The organism is Reyranella sp. (assembly GCF_004297405.1).
Taxonomy (GTDB): domain Bacteria; phylum Pseudomonadota; class Alphaproteobacteria; order Reyranellales; family Reyranellaceae; genus Reyranella.
Window position 1 is genome coordinate 59,340 of record NZ_SCVC01000015.1, and the last position, 16,918, is coordinate 76,257.

The 16,918-nt window shown below is 65.5% G+C and carries 20 protein-coding genes; 11 read left to right on the top strand and 9 right to left on the bottom strand.

All coding sequences use genetic code 11. The annotated features are described in order from the left end of the window. Window position 1: 1 nt before the first annotated feature. A complete protein-coding gene (locus tag EPO50_RS12675; protein WP_296344501.1) occupies window positions 2–3,124 on the bottom strand; it encodes an efflux RND transporter permease subunit in 3,123 nt (1,040 codons plus the stop codon). 18 nt (window positions 3,125–3,142) lie between these two features. After that, window positions 3,143–4,276 (bottom strand): efflux RND transporter periplasmic adaptor subunit, encoded by a 1,134-nt coding sequence (locus tag EPO50_RS12680; RefSeq protein ID WP_296344503.1) that lies wholly within the window; start codon window positions 4,274–4,276, stop codon window positions 3,143–3,145. A 126-nt stretch (window positions 4,277–4,402) separates the two neighbouring features. Here EPO50_RS12680 and EPO50_RS12685 point away from each other — a divergent pair, with 126 nt between their 5' ends. Genes EPO50_RS12685 through EPO50_RS12705 form a run of 5 tightly spaced genes read left to right on the top strand, consistent with a single transcriptional unit; the run spans window position 4,403 to window position 7,726 of the window. After that, window positions 4,403–5,851, top strand: coding sequence for a hypothetical protein (locus EPO50_RS12685; protein WP_296344505.1), 1,449 nt, complete (start codon window positions 4,403–4,405; stop codon window positions 5,849–5,851). A gap of 51 nt (window positions 5,852–5,902) precedes the next feature. Then, on the top strand, window positions 5,903–6,313 hold the full coding sequence (locus EPO50_RS12690) for a metalloregulator ArsR/SmtB family transcription factor (protein ID WP_296344507.1): 411 nt from the start codon (window positions 5,903–5,905) through the stop codon (window positions 6,311–6,313). Further along, the gene (locus EPO50_RS12695; RefSeq protein ID WP_296344510.1) at window positions 6,310–6,780 is read left to right on the top strand and encodes an SRPBCC family protein; all 471 of its coding nucleotides are present in this window, start codon (window positions 6,310–6,312) and stop codon (window positions 6,778–6,780) included. The genes EPO50_RS12690 and EPO50_RS12695 overlap by 4 nt, the downstream gene beginning before the upstream one ends. An 11-nt stretch (window positions 6,781–6,791) precedes the next feature. Then, window positions 6,792–7,265, top strand: a complete 474-nt coding sequence (locus EPO50_RS12700; protein WP_296344511.1) for an SRPBCC family protein — start codon at window positions 6,792–6,794, stop codon at window positions 7,263–7,265. Next, window positions 7,262–7,726, top strand: coding sequence for an SRPBCC domain-containing protein (locus tag EPO50_RS12705; RefSeq protein WP_296344513.1), 465 nt, complete (start codon window positions 7,262–7,264; stop codon window positions 7,724–7,726). Before EPO50_RS12700 ends, EPO50_RS12705 begins: the two co-directional genes overlap by 4 nt. Window positions 7,727–7,745: 19 nt before the next feature. On the opposite strand, the gene EPO50_RS12710 is transcribed toward EPO50_RS12705, so the two are convergent. The 3 genes from EPO50_RS12710 to EPO50_RS12720 form a co-directional block, all read right to left on the bottom strand. Further along, window positions 7,746–8,576: a universal stress protein gene (locus EPO50_RS12710; RefSeq protein ID WP_296344515.1), complete on the bottom strand. Its 831-nt coding sequence runs from the start codon at window positions 8,574–8,576 to the stop codon at window positions 7,746–7,748. Window positions 8,577–8,681: 105 nt separating this feature from the next. Next, window positions 8,682–9,128 (bottom strand): TIGR01244 family sulfur transferase, encoded by a 447-nt coding sequence (locus EPO50_RS12715; RefSeq protein ID WP_296344518.1) that lies wholly within the window; start codon window positions 9,126–9,128, stop codon window positions 8,682–8,684. Beyond that, window positions 9,125–9,691: a VUT family protein gene (locus EPO50_RS12720; RefSeq protein ID WP_296344520.1), complete on the bottom strand. Its 567-nt coding sequence runs from the start codon at window positions 9,689–9,691 to the stop codon at window positions 9,125–9,127. The genes EPO50_RS12715 and EPO50_RS12720 overlap by 4 nt, the downstream gene beginning before the upstream one ends. Before the next feature lie 84 nt (window positions 9,692–9,775). Here EPO50_RS12720 and EPO50_RS12725 point away from each other — a divergent pair, with 84 nt between their 5' ends. Further along, window positions 9,776–10,291: a DUF4142 domain-containing protein gene (locus EPO50_RS12725; protein ID WP_296344521.1), complete on the top strand. Its 516-nt coding sequence runs from the start codon at window positions 9,776–9,778 to the stop codon at window positions 10,289–10,291. 2 nt (window positions 10,292–10,293) lie between these two features. On the opposite strand, the gene queC is transcribed toward EPO50_RS12725, so the two are convergent. Next, on the bottom strand, window positions 10,294–11,007 hold the full coding sequence (gene queC / locus EPO50_RS12730; protein WP_296344523.1) for a 7-cyano-7-deazaguanine synthase QueC: 714 nt from the start codon (window positions 11,005–11,007) through the stop codon (window positions 10,294–10,296). Between the two features lie 82 nt (window positions 11,008–11,089). Here queC and EPO50_RS12735 point away from each other — a divergent pair, with 82 nt between their 5' ends. Continuing rightward, window positions 11,090–11,518, top strand: coding sequence for a CBS domain-containing protein (locus EPO50_RS12735; RefSeq protein ID WP_296344525.1), 429 nt, complete (start codon window positions 11,090–11,092; stop codon window positions 11,516–11,518). Between the two features lie 89 nt (window positions 11,519–11,607). Here EPO50_RS12735 and EPO50_RS12740 read toward each other — a convergent pair whose 3' ends face one another. The 3 genes from EPO50_RS12740 to EPO50_RS12750 are packed head-to-tail and all read right to left on the bottom strand — an operon-like array spanning window position 11,608 to window position 13,450. Beyond that, on the bottom strand, window positions 11,608–12,072 hold the full coding sequence (locus tag EPO50_RS12740; protein WP_296344526.1) for a cupin domain-containing protein: 465 nt from the start codon (window positions 12,070–12,072) through the stop codon (window positions 11,608–11,610). Between the two features lie 35 nt (window positions 12,073–12,107). After that, entirely contained in the window at window positions 12,108–12,620 is a 513-nt protein-coding gene (locus EPO50_RS12745; RefSeq protein ID WP_296344528.1) for an OsmC family protein, read from the bottom strand. Between the two features lie 14 nt (window positions 12,621–12,634). Continuing rightward, entirely contained in the window at window positions 12,635–13,450 is an 816-nt protein-coding gene (locus EPO50_RS12750; RefSeq protein ID WP_296344530.1) for a methyltransferase domain-containing protein, read from the bottom strand. Window positions 13,451–13,583: 133 nt separating this feature from the next. Between EPO50_RS12750 and EPO50_RS12755 the strand changes: the two genes are divergently transcribed. From EPO50_RS12755 to crcB, 4 genes are all read left to right on the top strand, one after another. Next, window positions 13,584–14,642, top strand: coding sequence for an AraC family transcriptional regulator (locus EPO50_RS12755; protein WP_296344532.1), 1,059 nt, complete (start codon window positions 13,584–13,586; stop codon window positions 14,640–14,642). Window positions 14,643–14,766: 124 nt separating this feature from the next. Further along, complete coding sequence (locus EPO50_RS12760; RefSeq protein WP_296344533.1) at window positions 14,767–15,519, top strand: SDR family NAD(P)-dependent oxidoreductase; 753 nt, start codon at window positions 14,767–14,769, stop codon at window positions 15,517–15,519. Then, on the top strand, window positions 15,516–16,538 hold the full coding sequence (locus tag EPO50_RS12765; RefSeq protein WP_296344535.1) for a P1 family peptidase: 1,023 nt from the start codon (window positions 15,516–15,518) through the stop codon (window positions 16,536–16,538). The genes EPO50_RS12760 and EPO50_RS12765 overlap by 4 nt, the downstream gene beginning before the upstream one ends. Further along, complete coding sequence (gene crcB / locus EPO50_RS12770) at window positions 16,538–16,918, top strand: fluoride efflux transporter CrcB (protein ID WP_296344537.1); 381 nt, start codon at window positions 16,538–16,540, stop codon at window positions 16,916–16,918. The genes EPO50_RS12765 and crcB overlap by 1 nt, the downstream gene beginning before the upstream one ends.

Sequence of the window (16,918 nt, forward strand, 5' to 3'; positions counted from 1 at the left end):
CTCAAGCCTTGCCGATCATCCCCTTGATCTTCTCGCGGCCGCGCTGGAGCGCGACGTAGAGGCCGGGGATCACGAAGATGCCGAGGCAGGCGGCGGCGATCATGCCGCCGAACACGGCCGTGCCCACGGCACGCTGTGTGGCAGCACCGGCGCCGGACGCGATCACCAGCGGCACGAGGCCGAGGATGAAGGCGAAGGACGTCATCATCACCGCACGGAAGCGCAGGCCTGCCGCCGCGGTGGCCGCGGTCACGACATCGGCCCCCTTCTCACGTTCGGCCATGGCGAACTCGATGATCAGGATGGCGTTCTTGGCGGCCAGCGCGATCAGCACCACGATTCCGATCTGGGCATAGATGTTGTTGTCGAGCCCCGCGATGAACAGTGCCGTCATTGCGCCGAACAGGCCGACCGTCACCGACAGGAGGGCAGCGACCGGGATGGCGGTGCTTTCATAGAGGCCGACCAGGAAGAGGTAGGCGAAGACCACGGCCAGGCCCAGGATGAAGCCCGTTTGGCCGCTGGCGGCCTTTTCCTGAAGCGCCGTGCCGGTCCATTCGTAGCCATAGCCCGTGGGCAGGGTCGTCTTGGCGAGATTCTCCATGGCGGCGATTGCCTGACCCGACGAGAAGCCGGGCGCAGGGGCGCCATTCAGCGTCACCGAGCGCAGATTGTTGTAGCGCACGATCGAAGAGGGTGCGGTCACCATCTCCAGGTTGGCGACGGCTTGCAGCGGCACCAGTTCGCCACTCGAGGAGCGGACGCGCACGCGGAATACGTCGTTAACCGTCTTGCGGTCCGACGCCTCGGCCTGGACCTTCACCTGCCAGGTCCGGCCGAACAGGTTGAAGTCGTTGGTGTAGGTGCCGCCCATCGAGGTCTGCAGGGCCGAGAAGATGTCGGCGATGCTGACGCCCAAAGCCTGAGCGCGTTCGCGGTCGAGCTTGAGATTGATCTGCGGCGTCGAGGCACCATAGGTCGTGAACACGCTGGCGAGTTCCGGCACCTGTTGCGCCGCCACCATCATGCCACGTGCCACGGCTGCCAGTTCGGTAGGCGGCGCACCGGTCAGGGTCTGGAGCTGGAATTCGAAGCCCGAAGAATTTCCGAGACCCATGATCGGTGGCAGGTTGAAGGCGAAGACATTGGCCGCTGCGATCTGGCTGAAGGCGATGTTCAACTCCTTGAGGGCGCTGAATACCGAGAGATCGGCTTCCTTACGCTGATCGAAAGGCTTCAGGGCCACGACCACGAGGGCGCGATTGGGCAACGCCAGCCCGTCGAGCAGGCTGTAGCCCGAGACGGTGAACATGCTCTGCAGCCATGGCTTGCCTTGGATGGTCTTCTCGACCTGGTCGACGGCGCCCAAGGTGCGGTTGGTCGAAGCAGCGTCAGGGAGCTGAATTTCGGCCATGAAGGCGCCCTGGTCCTCGTCCGGCAGGAAGCCCGAAGGTACCATCGAACCGATGCCGCCGGTGGCGACCACGAAGCCGCCCACCAGCAGCAAGGCCACGATGCCGCGCCGCGCCAGCGGTGTGACGACGCGGACATAGCCGTCGCGCGTCTTGTCGATGCCGTTCTGCATCCAGGCGATGACGCCGGTCGGCTTCTTCTTGTGGCGCAGAATCAGCGAGCAAAGGGCGGGTGAGAGGGTCAGCGCGTTGATCGCAGAGATCACCATCGAGACCGAGACGGCGACGGCGAACTGCGAATAGAGCTGGCCGGCAATGCCGGGAATGAAGGCGGTCGGGATGAAGACCGAGAGCAGCACCAAGGTGATGGCGATGATCGGCCCGGTGACCTGGCCCATGGCCTTTTCGGTCGCCTCGGCCACCGTGAGGTTGGGCTCGTGCTCCAATATGTGCTCGACGGCCTCGACCACGACGATAGCGTCGTCGACCACGATGCCGATCGCCAGCACCAGCGCCAACAGCGAGATGGTGTTGGCCGAAAAGCCGAAGGCCAACATGACGGCGAACGTGCCGATCAGGGCCACAGGCACGGCGACGATGGGGATGATGGTGGCGCGCAGGTTGCCCAGGAAGACGAAGACGACGATCGCGACCAGCACGAAGGCCTCGATCAGAGTGTGGATCACGCTCTCGATGGTGGCCTTCACAAACACCGTCGTGTCGTACATCACATCGTAGGCGACATCGTCGGGAAAGCGCGGCTCCAGCTCCTTCATCGCCTTGCGCACGCCCTCGGCGGTGGCGAGCGCATTGGCGCCGGGAAGCTGGAAGATCTGGATGCCTGACGCGGGATTGCCGTTGTAGCGGCCGATCGAATCGCTGTTCTTGGCGCCCAGCTCGACCCTGGCGACGTCCTTGATCCTGACCAGCGCGCCGTCGGACTGTGCGCGGACCACGATATTCTCGAATTCCTCGATCGTGGTCAGGCGGCCCTGCGTGGTGATGTTGAGCTGGAAGTCGACATCGCTCATCAACGGCGCCGCGCCGACCAGGCCGACCGCGGCCTGGACGTTCTGCGCCTGCACGGCCTTCACCACGTCGTCGGGCGTGATGTTGAGGCTGGCCATGCGCTCCATGTTGAGCCAGACGCGCATCGAGTAGTCGAGCGCACCGAACAACGAGGCGTTGCCGACGCCCGGCACGCGCCGCAGCGTGTCGAGCAGGTTGATGGTTGCGAAATTGGAGAGGAACAGGCCGTCGCGGCTGCCTTTCGGCGAATAAACGGCGATGACCTGCAGCAGGGCCGAGGATTGCTTACGTGTGGTGACACCGTTGCGCTGCACTTCCGGAGGCAGCAGCGCGATGCCCTGGTTCACGCGGTTAGTGACGTTGACCGTATTGAGATCAGGATCGGAACCGACTTCGAAGCTGACGGTGAGCTGATAGCTGCCGTCGCCACCCGAGGTCGATTTCATGTAGAGCATGCGCTCGACGCCGTTGACCTGCGCCTCGATCACCTGGGCCACGCTCTCTTCGACCGCCTGTGCCGAAGCGCCGGGGTAGGTGGCGTTGACCGTGACCTGCGGCGGCACGATGTCCGGGAACTGCGCCACTGGCAGCGCCGTCATGGCGATGACACCAGCGATCGTGATGACCGTCGAGATGACGAAAGCCAGCCGCGGGCGGCGGATGAACAGCGACGAGATCGTCATGGTCTGGCGTCTCTCGGCTTACTGTTTCTGGACTGTTGGCGGGGCGGCACTTGGATTGACGACCATGCCCGGGCGGACCCGCTGCTGGCCCTGCACGATCACCTTTTCGCCAGCCTTGAGGCCGTCGAGGATGGCGACCAGGCCATCGCGCGACACGCCGGTCTTCACACGCCGCTGCTCGGCCACGTTCTTGTCGTTGACGACGAACAGATAGGCGCCGCCCTGGTCCTGCGCGATCGCGGCCTGTGGCACGACGAGCGCTACTGGTGGTTTCTCGCCCTCGATGACAACCCGCACGGTCTGACCGTCGGTCAGGAGCCCGTCCTTATTGTCGAACACGGCGCGAGCGAGCTGGGTGTCTGTCTTTGCGTCGACGGTGACGTCGAGAAAGTCGATCTTACCCTTCTCGTTATAGAGGCTGCCGTCGGCCAGTCGCAGCAATGCGACGATACCTTCGCCGCTGGCGCCGCCGGCTGGGCCGGCACCGCGTCGGGCATCAAGCAGCTCGCGCTGGGTCACGGGGAAGAGCACGCGGATCGGGCGCTCACTCACCACCGTGGCGAGTACACCCGAATCGGGGCTGACAAGGTTACCAGGCGAAACTACCGCCCGGCCGATGCGGCCATCGATTGGCGACTTGATCTGGGTATACGAGAGCTGGATCTCGGCGTCGCGGAGCTGCGCCTTAGCATCCTCGAGCTGGGCCTTGGCCTGGAGCTGCTCGGACAGACGTTGATCATAGGTTGCCTGGGTGCCGGTGTTGGTGCGCAGCAACTCAGCGGCGCGCCGTAGGGCCAGGTCGGCATTGGTGAGCGCCGCGGTGGCGGCATCGCGCTGGGCGATCTTTTGGTCGACCGCAGCCTGGTAGGTCTCAGGCTCGATGGTGAAGACGACCTGGTCTGCCTTAACTTGGTCACCGTCGTTGAACTTGCGGGGGCCGAGGAAGCCCTTTACCCGTGCCCGCAGCTCGACTTTGTCGACGGCAGCAGCTCGGCCGATGAATTCGGCCTGGTCGGCGATCGGACGCTCGGCTGCGGCCTGCACCAGCACAGCTGGAGGTGGGGCGCCCTGCTGGGCAAAAGCCGTCATGGAGAAGGCAACCGCAAGGCCCGTAACGGCCAGTATCCAGGCCGTCGAACGTCGGTCTTTCATTGTCTTCGCCCTCACTCGAACCTAACGTCCAAACACTGCCTTAATTCAACTGAAGGGTCACGGTATTTCCCCGGGCCCGGCGCTGTAGTGGCGCTGTCACGATGCGTGAAGAAAGAGGAGCAAGGAATGGCGGCGTTGCGTTGGTTGGCTATCGTGCTCGTAGCGGCGTGCACCGCGGCGTCTTTCGACGTGGCGGCGCAAACGCCCGCGCCGACGCAGCAGCAAGGCCAGATGCAACGCGGCAGCTTCAGCAACCCCGCTGAATACGATAACTACATGGCCGCGCTGAATACCCAGGACCCGTCGAGGCGCGCCTCGGCGATGGAGGTGTTCATCGCCTGGTATCCTGGCAGCGTCCTGCGCATCGACGCCTACGAGCAGGCGATCGCAGCCTGGCATGCGGCCAGTCAGCCCGCCAAGGCCGACGTGCTGGGCGCACGGTTGTTGCAGATCGATCCCGACAACGTTCGTGCGCTGGCCAATAGCGCCTATGTCGGCCGCCTCAAGGCGTCGAGCGGTGAAGCGGCGGCGCTGCCGCCGGCCGTCGCCGCTGCGGAACGCGGCCTTGCCGTGCTGCCGAAATGGCAGAAGCCACCGCTGCTCGACGATGCAGGCTTCGCCCGTGTGAAGGACCAGCTCGCCGGCGTGTTCAATGGCGTGCTGGGTTTTGCCGCCCTCCAGGCCAAGGACTACGAGAAGGCGCGCAAGTATTACCGTCTGGCCGTCGCGGCTGATCCTACGAATCTGCAGGACGTCTACCAGTTCTCGGTGGCGCAGCTCGAGGACATGCCGGTCGATGCGTTGGGCTTCTGGTACGGTGCGCGCGCGATTGCGATTGCCAAAGCGGCAAAGAACGATTCAGCGGCGCAGGACATCGACCGCTATGTACGCTCGCGCTATCGCACCTATCGCGGCAATGAACAGGGCTGGAATCAGATCGTCCAACGCGTCGTTGCGGGTGAAAAGGCGCCGCCTGACAATTTCAAGAAGTCGATCCCGCGCGCCATGACGCCGCCGGAACAGGCGCTGCAGCTTCTCGAAGACAACGATCCGGCGTCACTCTCCTTCGCTGAATGGGCGCTGGTGCTGCGCCATCGCGACATCAGCCCCGCCAACAAGGCGGCGGCCGAGAAAGTGTGGAAGGCAATTAACGACAAGCAGCAGGCGGGTGGGCGGCTCAAGGTGCCGCTGAAAGTGCTCACCGCAACCCCCGACCGCATCGAGGCCGCGATCACGGAAGAGGCGCAGACGGGCAACGTCGTGGAACTCGAGATCGTCATGGCGCGGCCGCTCAGCCCGTTGCCGGCGGTTGGCTCCAAGATCTCCATGCTCGGCGTGCTGAGCGAGTATCGCCCGCAACCCTTCCTGTTCCGCCTGACCCGCGGCGAACTCGCCCCGGAATCCATGCCGGTCGCCGGCGGCCCCTGTGCCGATCCGAGGCCGCAGATGTGCACCCAGGATTACCGGCCGGCCTGCGGTACGCGCCGAGACGGCAGCCGCCAGACCTACAGCAATGCCTGCTCCGCCTGCAGCGACGCCCAAGTCCTGACCCAAGCCGCCGGCGCCTGCCCCTAACAAGAAGCCCAAATCTCTTGCCGATTTCCGCCCATCCTGATACTTAAGTTAATGCTTAACTATCAGGCGGCGACGCCGGCTCCTCTCGATCTTGCGTTCCAGGCCCTGGCCGATCCGACCCGGCGGGTGATGGTCGAGCGACTGAGCCAAGGGCCGGCCTCGGTCAGCGAACTTGCCCGACCGCTCGACATGACCCTGTCGGCGGTCGTGCAGCACCTCGCGGTCCTGGAAGCGAGCGGTCTTGTCCGCTCCCAAAAGGTCGGCCGCGTCCGGACTTGCCGGATCGAGCCGCAGATGTTCACCGCCGCCGAGCGCTGGCTGGGCGAACGGCGCGCAAGCTGGGAACGCCGGTTCGACCGTCTGGGAGCGTTTCTTGCCGAGACCGCGTCCGAGGAGATCGCCACTGAACCCGCGACGTCACCAGCAGCACCGGGCGCGCGGCGCCAGAGGAAGAAGACATGACCGAACGATCCGCCATTCCGGCCACCTTCACCATCAAGCGGCACTACCCGGCCAAGCCGGCCCGCGTCTTCGCCGCCTGGGCGAGCGTCGAGGCCAAGGCGCGATGGGCCTATTGCGATGAGGCCTGGAAGCCTCAACTGCACGAACTCGATTTCAGGGTTGGCGGGCGCGAGCGCGCGATCACCGGTCCGGCCGGCGGCACGCGGCACATCTTCGAGGCGGTTTATTGGGACATCGTGCCCGACGAACGCATTATCTTCTCTTACGACATGCATCTCGATGCACGGCGCATCTCCGTCTCGCTGTCGACCATCGAATTCTTTGCCGAAGCTGGCGGCACGCGCATGCGCTTCACCGAGCAGGGTGTGTTCCTCGACGGCTACGACGACATCGCCGGCCGCGAGGAAGGCACCCGAATCGGGCTCGACAATCTCGAACGTGCGCTGCGGCACGCCGAAGCTGCCTGAAGGAGACCATCATGACCAAGCGATCGGCGGTCCATGCGACCTTCACCATCGAACGGCGCTTTCCGGCGTCGCGGGAAAAGGTGTTCCGTGCCTACTCCGATCCCAAATCCAAGGCGAAGTGGTTCGTCGGACCGGAAGATTGGGAGCGCTCGGACCACAAGCTCGACTTCCGCGAGGGCGGCCGCGAGAGTGTAAGCGGCGGCCCACCGGGCCAGGCGGTGCACTATTTCAGCGGCCTCTATCAGGACATTGTGTCGAACGAGCGCATCGTGATGAGCTACGAGATGCACATGGACACGACGCGCATCTCCGTGTCGCTGGGCACGACCGAGTTCAAGGTCGACGGCAAGGGCACCAAGCTCGTCTATACCGAGCAAATCGTCTTTCTCGACGGCCACGATCATCTCGCCGCCCGTGAAGAAGGCACTCGTGCCCTGTTCGACAATCTCGCAGCCGCGCTCGAACGCGAGGCGCAAGCGGCGTGACGGCTGCGACCTCCCCGACTCGTTCTGTCGAGTATGGCACGATCCGCCTGGAGCGCGTCTATAAGGCAGCTCCGGTGCGGGTCTTTGCTGCCTGGGCCGAGCCCGCGGCTCGCGCCAAATGGGACGTGCCTGGCCGCTGGATCATCGCCGAGCAGACGTTCGACTTTCGAGAAGGTGGGCGCGAGGTGAAGTGTTTCGGACCCGCGGGTGACCCGCGCTTCGTCGCCGAGACTCGCTATGTCGATATCGTTCCCGAACAGCGCATCGTCTACGCCTACGGCATGACGAGTCGTGGGGAAGGAATTTCCGTATCGTTGACGACCGTCGAATTCTCGCCGTCAGCCGGCGGCACGCGTCTTGTGCTGACGGAACAGGTGACCTTCCTCGACTGTCGCGATAACGCGATCAACCGCGAGGAGGGTCTCGCCTCGATGCTGGACAAGATCGGGCTCAGCCTCTGAGCCCGACGGTCCGAGAGAATTAGTGCGCCATCAGGAGAGGCACGCGGCAGGAGGAGATCACCTTGCCGGTGGCCCCGCCTAGGCCGAGGAAGCTCATGACCTGGCCGCGTCCGTAGGCGCCCATCACCACGAGGTCGGCACCCTTGCCGTGCGTGTAGTCGAGCAGCGCGCGACCGCGAGCGCGGCCTGAGACGGCGCCGGGATCGATGGCGTCGATTGTCGTGGTGATGCCGTGACGGCCGAGATTGCGGGCGAGGTAGGAGGCGCCGACATCGTCCGCCTTGGAGCCGACCACCAGGATGGTGATGCTCGAAGCTTTCTGCAGGAACGGCAGGGAGTATTCGACAGCGCGCGCCGCCTGGAAGCTTCCGTTCCACGCCACGATGATCGAGCCGAAGCCACCGGTGCCGGCAGTCGGGGGCGCGATCATGACGGCACGGGCGCATTCATGGATCGCGGCCTCGACCGTTGCCGGGGCCACGTTTTCCGGGTCGGAACCCGGGCGGCCGAGCACCAGCAGGTCCGAGCAACGGCCCATTGCGACCAGCGTGTCGAGCGTCGCTGTCTGGGCGGCGGTATAGGTCGCGCCCTTGTTGGCGCCGAGCACCTCCTTGTAGGCGCGCTCGGATTCCTTGGCGCGGGCCTCGAGGCGCTCGTCGTCGAGATTCATGATCAGGGGCATCGCCTCGCCGCTCATCGCCAGACCACCGACGGCGCCGCCGGCCGGACCTACGGGCAAGTGCAGCGCATCGACCGTGCCGTCGAAGGCGTCGGCCACCCGGCTGGCCAGCCGGAATGACATCGCGGCATCGGGGCCGCCCTCGGACACGGCCAGAATCGACTTGAACATGAGATTCCCCCAAACGATCTCTTTTAAGGACGCGCGATTAAGAAGCGATGCCGTGCGCGGTGCAAGCCGAACCTTTCGGTCGGCGGCTCGCGGATGCTCGGCCGTTCAGCCGCGCGCCGCCTGGGCGAGGGCGGTCATGATCTCGGCCGCACCGCTCAGTTCCTGGCCGGCCCTGCGTGCGCCGGTGAGCACTTCATCGAGGGAACGTCCGTTGGCCAGCGATGCCGCGCCCCACAGCAGGGCCGAGCGCATGCCGCTCTTGCAGAAGGCGACGATCTTGCCGTCACCCTCCGCCAGCAGGTCGGCGAACGCGCGGACCTGATCGGGCGTGGCACGCGGGCCTGAGAAAGGCAGGTCGAGGAACTTCAGTCCGGCCGCCGTGGCAGCCGTGTCGAGGTCGGCGGTGCGTGGCTGGCCGAACATCGCTTCGCCGTCGGGCCGATTGTTGATCACGACAACGAAGCCCGCAGCGGCAAGCTCCTTCATATCGGCCGGCTTGAGCTGACCCGAAAGGGCGACGCGATCATCGGCAAAGAGGAGTTGAAGGCTCATGCGGCGAGCTCGCGTTTGCGGATCCAGTGGATGAACGGCAGCGCCAACAGCACCATCCAGAGCTTGCCCAGAATCTGGCCGGCCAGATAGTCCAGACTACCGAAGGCCAGCCACAGGAAGAGAATGCTGTCGGCCACCAGGCCGACGATGCTGCTGGCCAGCACGGCCAGCACGAGGCCGCGCGACTGCAGGGGGGTGTAGACGGCAAAGTCAGCGAGCTCCGACAACAGGAACGCCGCTGTCGACGCCACCAGGAGCTGCGGCGGTGCGATCGCGCCCGAGAGCGCGGCGCCAGCGACAATGGCGACCAACGCCACGCCACGGCCGAGACGGCGCTGCACCATGTCGCGCAGGACCAGTGCCAGGCCGATCATCAGCACACCCGACGGCGCCATCAGCGCGTGACCATCAGGCCCCCACGGTGCGACCGGCACCAGGCACGGCCCTTGAGGTATGCAGACCGTGCCGACATGGCCGATCATCCAGTTGGCGAGCGGGATACAGGCGATAAAGCCCAGGAAATAGGCCAAGGCTTCGATTTTGCGCCGGGCGACGGGACTCATGCGGGCGCTCCTAGCAGGTCTGGGACGCGCAGGGAACTCGACCGTTTGGCGAGCGTTTTCCACCCGCACACCATGGAGATCCAAATGCTCGCTCGCCGTTCCGTCCTCTTCGCTCTGGCTGCTGTGCCAGTCGCTGCCCATGCGACGGCGGTCCTCGCGGTCGATGCCCTCCCAGATGCCCGGTTCGTCGGTTTCTGCCAGACCGTCAACGATTTCGAGATCGCTTCGGGTCGCTTGGCATTGGCCAAGTCGACGAACGAGAACATCCGCGGCTATGCCACGCGCATGGTGGCTGAACATAACGAGGCCGCGCAGTTCCTCGTCAAGGCCCGCGCCGAAGCCGGTGTTTCTTATGCCCCGGATCCTTCCAATCCGCCGAACACAGTCGCCGTTCTGCAGCGTCTGAACTCGCTGACTGGACCTGAGTTCGACACGGCCTATGCCAATGCTCAGCTTGCCATTCAGACGCAGGCCCACGACCAATACGGCGCCTATTCCCAGAATGGCGACAACGGAGCCCTACGCCGCTACGCTCAGCGGATGGTGCCCAAATCGACGGAGTATCTCGAATACGCCCGCCGCATCGCTGGCGGCCGCTGAGGCTAGAGCGAAGATCTACCTTCTCGATATGCCTCGAAGCCCCGCTTGCGCAGTGCGCAGGCGGGGCATTTGCCGCAGCCATAACCCCAATCGTTCCTCGGGCCGCGTACGCTGTCGTAACAGGTATGCGTATGCTCGAGGATAAGGTCGACGAGTGTTGACCCGCCCAGCTCCTTGGCCAGGCCCCAGGTCTCGGCCTTGTCCAGCCACATCAGGGGCGTGTGCAGCACGAAGCTGCGGTCCATACCGAGATTGAGCGCGACCTGCAGCGCCTTCACCGTATTGTCGCGGCAGTCGGGGTAGCCCGAGAAATCGGTCTCGCACATGCCGCCCACGAGGTTGCGGATTTCGCGCCGCCAGGCGACGGCGGCCGCGAAGGTGAAGAACAGCAGGTTGCGGCCCGGCACGAAGCTGTTGGGCAGCCCGTCCTTCTCCATGGCAAAGGCAACATCGCGGGTCAGCGAGGTCTCGCTGATCTGGCCCAGCACGGCCATGTCGATAAAATGGTCCTGGCCGAGCTTGCCCGCCCAGTGGGGAAAGGAGCGGCGGACCTCCTCCAATACCACAAGTCGTTGATCCAGCTCGATTCGGTGGCGCTGGCGATAGTCGAAAGCCACTGTCTCGACATGCGCAAATCGCTCTAGCGCCCAGGCCAGACACGTGGTGGAATCCTGACCGCCGGAGAAAAGGACGAGGGCGGATCGAGCGTCGTTCATGAGGGGCTTTATCGCCCGCAACTTCTCTCCGCGCCACTGCGTTGCCTTGTTTAGAAGATCCATCGGTCAGAGAGGGGGAACGATGTTCGTCTCCGATATCCTGTCCCAAAAGGGTGGCCTCGTTCACACGGTCACGCCGGGAACTTCGGTCGGTCAGGTGGCCCAGCAGCTCAGCCTCCGGCGTATTGGTTCGGTTTTGGTGCTCGACGATGAAGCCGTCGCTGGCATTGTTTCCGAGCGCGATCTCGTGCGTGCCTTTGCCAGTCACGGCGCGGCGGCGATGGAGCTCGAAGCGCGGCATGTCATGACGCGCGAGGTCATCGGGTGCGATCCCGACGATTCGATCGACCATGTCATGGAGCTGATGACCCGTGGTCGCTTCCGCCACCTGCCCGTGATGCGTCGTGGCGAACTGCTTGGCTTGGTTTCGATCGGCGACGTCGTGAAGGCGCGCCTGGAAGAGACCCGGCACGAGACAGAAGCGCTCAAGGCCTACATCGTCGCCGGCTGAACGGTCGGCTCATCTCTTCTTCGAACGTCCTCTCCGAGCGCGCCGCGGCGGAGAGGACAGACGAGGGGCTGTGTGAACGCGGCGTGCTGTTACTTCGCCTTGCGCGGATCGTCGTTCGGATCGACGTAGGTGATGCCCTGTGGTCCCATGCCGTGGAGCTGCAGCACCGTCTCTTCGGTGAACCAGGCGTAGTGGGTCATTCCTTTGGCGACAAAGGAGTAGCCGCCTACCTTGATCAGCGAGCCCTTCGTCTCATCGAGCTTGTCGCCGGTGCCGATGTTGAAGCTGCCCGACAGCACGGTCACGTTCTCGTCGTTGGGATGGGTATGGGCGGCGATCTTGAAGCCGGCCGGCACCTTGAGCCGCACGACATACAGGCCTTCCTTGGTCGGATCGCCCTTGAGGACGGCGAACTGGGCGCCCTTCGCATAGGCGGCCGGCGCCGTCCATTTCAGCCCATCGGCCTGGACGGTCATGTGATGATCGTCGGCGGCGAGCGCTTGTAGCGGGACGATGGCGGCCAGCAGCAGGCCCGCGATGGATAGTCTCCTCATGGCTTCCCTCCTTTGAACATTGATGCTGGTGCGTATCAGACCACCGAGATCTCGATGGCAATCGGCGGGCTCGCCCGAAGCGTGCAACTCACCGGCGAGTGCGCTTCGCCCCAGGCCGCCAGCTCGCGCAGCCGGGCAGCGTCGATGCCGTCGGCGCCGATCGTGATGGCCATGCGCATGTCGCCGAGCGCGCTCGATACTTCTGGAATGCCGACCAAGCCGCGCGCGTCCGACTCGCTCCCCACGCTCACCTCGAGTGTGCGCAGCTCGATGCCGAGCAGCGCGGCGCGCATGGCGATGACGGTGGCAGTGCATGACGCCATGCCAGCGCGTAGCAGCCAGCCGGGGTTGGCGCCGCCGCCCTGGCCGCCCATCGGTTGCGGCATATCGGTGATCGCGCGCTCGCTGCCGGGGCCGGCGATCTCGCAGCGCAGGCCGTCATGCCAGACCGCCGTCGCCATCGCGTTGGGCTTTCGGCCCGCCGCAGGTTTGTCGAGGAAGACTCGCTGGGCTCGTTCCAGGGCATCGCGTGCTTGCAAATTGGACAAGGTCGATCTCCTTCTCACTTGATTCCGGCAACGACGACAAACTCTCCGGGCACGTCGTACCCTTCGCCCTGCCGATAGGGCGCGAGAGAGGCGAGATACTCCGCTTGTGCTTCGGCCATGGTCTGCTCGGAGAAGCGGCTGCAGGCCAGCGCGACGGGGCCGCCGATAAAAGCCGCGCCGCAGGCTTCCTCTGCATTGTCGTAATGGAGCCACGTCTCCAGGCGCCGGACGGTAATTGCGCCGAAGCCCGCCACCTGGAACGCGTGCCGCAGCACCTCGCCCGTGCCGAGGTGAAAGAACAACGGACAGACCTCGGACCGGACTCGGGCGTCGACGATGGGAAAGATCTCGGACCATCCACATTTGGCGCGCTCGCCCCACACAGCGCACACTGCAAGGCCGTCGGGCCGCAGGACGCGGTGCATCTCGGCAATGGCCCTCTCGGGATCGGGCAGGTACATCAGGCCAAGAGCGCACAGCACCGTCGTGAAGGTGTCGTCACCGAACGCGAGTTCTTCGGCATCCATGCGTTCGAAGACGACATTGTCGATCTCGAGGGCGCGGGTGGTCTCGCGCGCGATCGCGACCATCTCCTCGGAGATGTCCGTGCCGGCGACCTCGCCGCCGGGCGCGACGAGGGAGGCGGCGCGAAGGGCGACGAGTCCCGTGCCGCAGGCGACGTCGAGGACCCGCTGGCCGGGCGCCAGCTCGGCCATGTCGAGCAGGGCCGTCTGTGCGGGATCGAGTTGGGCCTTCCACGAACGCTCATAATGCGTCGCGGCCTTGTCCCAGCCGTAGCGTTGCACCCGCTTTTGCAGCCTCGTGTCCATGCCGCCTCGTGACTGTGGTCTCTTCGAGATTGGAGGCGCGGTTGCCTTGACACCATGACCGGGACGCTCAGAGTCATTGCCCGCACGCCAAGCCGCCACGAACGCGGAGCGGTTTCTGCTCGGGAGGCCCGGCATGGACATCCTGTCCGACGTTCTGCGTGTGGTCCGGTTGTCCGGCGCCATCCACTTCTGTGCCGAGTTCACCGAACCCTGGGCAATCCTCACGTCGCCGCCGGAAATGCTGACCGTGCGGCTGGTGCCCGGTGCGGAAGCCGTCATTCCCTTCCACATCGCGACCGGCGGCCGGTGCTGGCTGTCCTGGGGCAAGGTCGAGCCGATCGGCATCGAGGCTGGCGACGTGCTCGTGTTCGCGCGCGGCGCCCAGCACGTGCTGGCAAGCGGCCCGGGCGTGACGCCGGTGCCGATCAAGGACATCTACCGGCCCGTGCCGGAGCAGATCACCGTCCTGCGTCATGGCGGCGGCGGCGAGGAGAGCCACTTCGTCTGTGGCTTCCTGCACTCGGACCAGCGTTTTGGCCCGCTGCTCGACGCGATGCCCGCGCTCGCCTGCGTGCGTGTTCGCGACGGCACGATCCGCCTCGAGACCTTTACCGACACCGGCCGATACGCCGAGCCCATCGTCCTTGAGCAGGATCCGCAATGGTGGACCGCGTCGATCGATCACCTGGTCGGCGAGACTGCCAAGCCCGGACCAGGCAACCGGGCGGTGCTGGCGCGCTTGTCGGAGTTGCTGTTCACTGAGGTCGTGCGCTGGCTGCTGACCTCGGTCGGCGAGGGCCGACGCGGCTGGTTGGCGGGGCTTGCCGATCCACATGTCGGGCGCGCGCTGAACCTGCTGCATGCAGAGCCGGCGCGGGCCTGGACGGTGGCGGAGCTGGCGCGCCAGGCCGGGCTGTCGCGTGCCGCACTCGCCAAGCACTTCGTCGAGCTGGTCGGCGAAACACCCATGCAATATCTCGCCGGCTGGCGGATGCATTTGGCGCGCCGGGAACTTCGTGACAGCACCCTCGGCCTCGCCGAAATCGGTGCGCGCGTCGGCTACGAATCCGAAGCCGCCTTCAGCCGGGCGTTTCGTCGTCTGGTGGGAGCGCCGCCCGCGAGCTGGCGGCAGGCCAATCTCCTGTCGGCATCAGCGCATCGGGTGGATGAACCGGCGGGCCACTCGGCGTAGGCAGCGGGCATAGCAGGCATTCGCCGGCCGCTATCCTCGCTGAAGTGATGGTGCGACAGCGTCACCATTGCCTTTAAGTTCCCGGCCGATCTCGGATAGGGTCGCCGATCCTATCGGAGATCGCATGTCACCACCCCTGCAAGGCAAGGTCGCGCTGGTTACCGGCGCGGGCAAGAATATCGGGCGTACGATTGCGCTCACGTTGGCGCGCGATGGCGCGGCGATTGTGGTCAACGGCCGCTCGGACAAGGCAGCGGTCGATGCCGTCGTAGCCGAGATCGAAGGCGCGGGCGGCCAGGCGATGGCCGCCATGGGTGACGTTTCCGATCCTGCCGTGCCGCCGCGTCTGGCAGCCGAGGCAGCCGCCAAGTTCGGTGGAGTCGATATCCTGGTCAGCAATGCCGGCTTGCGGCGACAGACATCGTTTCTCGACATGTCGTTCGACGAATGGCGCGAGATCATGGCGGTGGCGCTCGACGGTGCCTTCCTGTTGGGCAAGGCGATCGTGCCGCAGATGGTGGCGCGTGGCGGCGGCGCGTTCGTGGCACTCTCCGGCATCTCGACCCATGTCGGCACGCCCAATCGCTGTCACGTTTCGGCGTCAAAGTCGGGCCTCGAAGGTCTGATGCGAGCACTGGCTGTCGAGTTGGCGCCGCACAAGATCACCTGCAACGCGCTGGCACCTGGCGCCATCGACACAGCGCGGGGCGCGTCGGCCGGGCCCGCACCGGTCAACCGCATGAACCGGCCCATTCCGTTGAAGCGCTTCGGTACGGTCGAGGAGATCGCCGCCATGGTGCGCCTGCTGGTCGGACCGGAGGGCACCTTCATTACCGGCCAAACCATCCACGTGAACGGCGGCGAGTTCCTGACATGAAAAACCTGATTACTGATGTCGCTGGCGTACTGGTCGGCAATGCCGAAGACATGCACGCGGCCACCGGCGCCACCGTGGCGATCTTCGATGGCGGCGCCGTTGCGAGTGTCGTGACACTCGGCGGCGCGCCAGGCTCGCGCATGGTGACGTCGCTCGAGCCCGAGATGGTGCGCGGTAATGTCGATGCCGTCGTGCTGTCGGGCGGCTCGGTCTATGGCCTCGACGCGGCGGGCGGCGCCTCGGCGGTGCTATGCGCGCAGGGTCGCGGTGCGACTTTCGGGGGCATCACCGTTCCCGTGGCGGTGCAGGCGATCCTCTTTGACCTGGTCAATGGCGGCGACAAGGCTTGGCTACGTGAACCAGTGAAGGAGCGGCCACCCTATTGGGATCTCGGCCGCGATGCCGCCCTGGCGGCAGGCGATACCTTCGCGCTTGGAACGGCAGGAGCGGGTGTGGGGGCCACGACCGCAGGCTTGAAAGGCGGATTGGGCTCGACCAGTGCGAAGACCAGCCACGGCTTCACCGTCGGCGCACTGGTCGCGGTCAACGCTGTTGGCGCCGCGACGATCGGCGCCGGCCCGCACTTCTGGGCAGGTGCCTATGAGCGCGACGGCGAGTTCGGCGGCAAGGGCTGGCCGGCGCGCTTGCCCGACGATGCGTTGTCGATCCGCTTCAAGGGCCAGCCGGTGCAGGCGACGGCGACCACGATCGCATTGGTCGCGACGGATGCGCGGCTCAGCAAGGCCGAGTGCAAGCGGTTGGCCATCATGGCCAATGACGGGCTCGGCAAATCACTGCGGCCCGTCCATGCACCGAACGACGGCGACACGGTGTTCGCCGCCGCGACCGGACGGGCTGCGGCACTGGGCGATGCAGCGGATCCGAAGGTGATGACCGAGCTCGGCACGGTGGCAGCCGACTGCCTCGCCCGCGCCGTAGCACGTGGTGTCTACGAGGCGACGGCGTTGCCATTTGCGAACGCACTGCCCGACTGGAAGATGCGCTTCGGAGGCCGCTGATGATGGGTTACCTCGTCGTGTTCGTGGGCGCAGGCATCGGTGGTGCGGCGCGTCACGGCATGAACATCTGGGTGGCGCGCCTGATGGGCTCGCACTTTCCCTGGCACACCCTGGTCATCAACATCCTGGGCTCACTGGCGATGGGTCTGGTCGCGGGCTTTTTCATGGAAAAGTCCGATGCGACGGGACATCTCCGGCTCTTCCTCGCCACCGGCGTGCTGGGCGGCTTCACGACGTTCTCCGCTTTCTCGCTCGACACGATCCTGCTGTGGGAGCGCCACGAATATCTCCTGGCGTCTCTCTATGTCGGCGGCTCGGCTGCGGGCGCGCTGATTGGCCTGATCCTCGGCTTGTGGTCGATGCGGGTGGCGCTCGGGTGA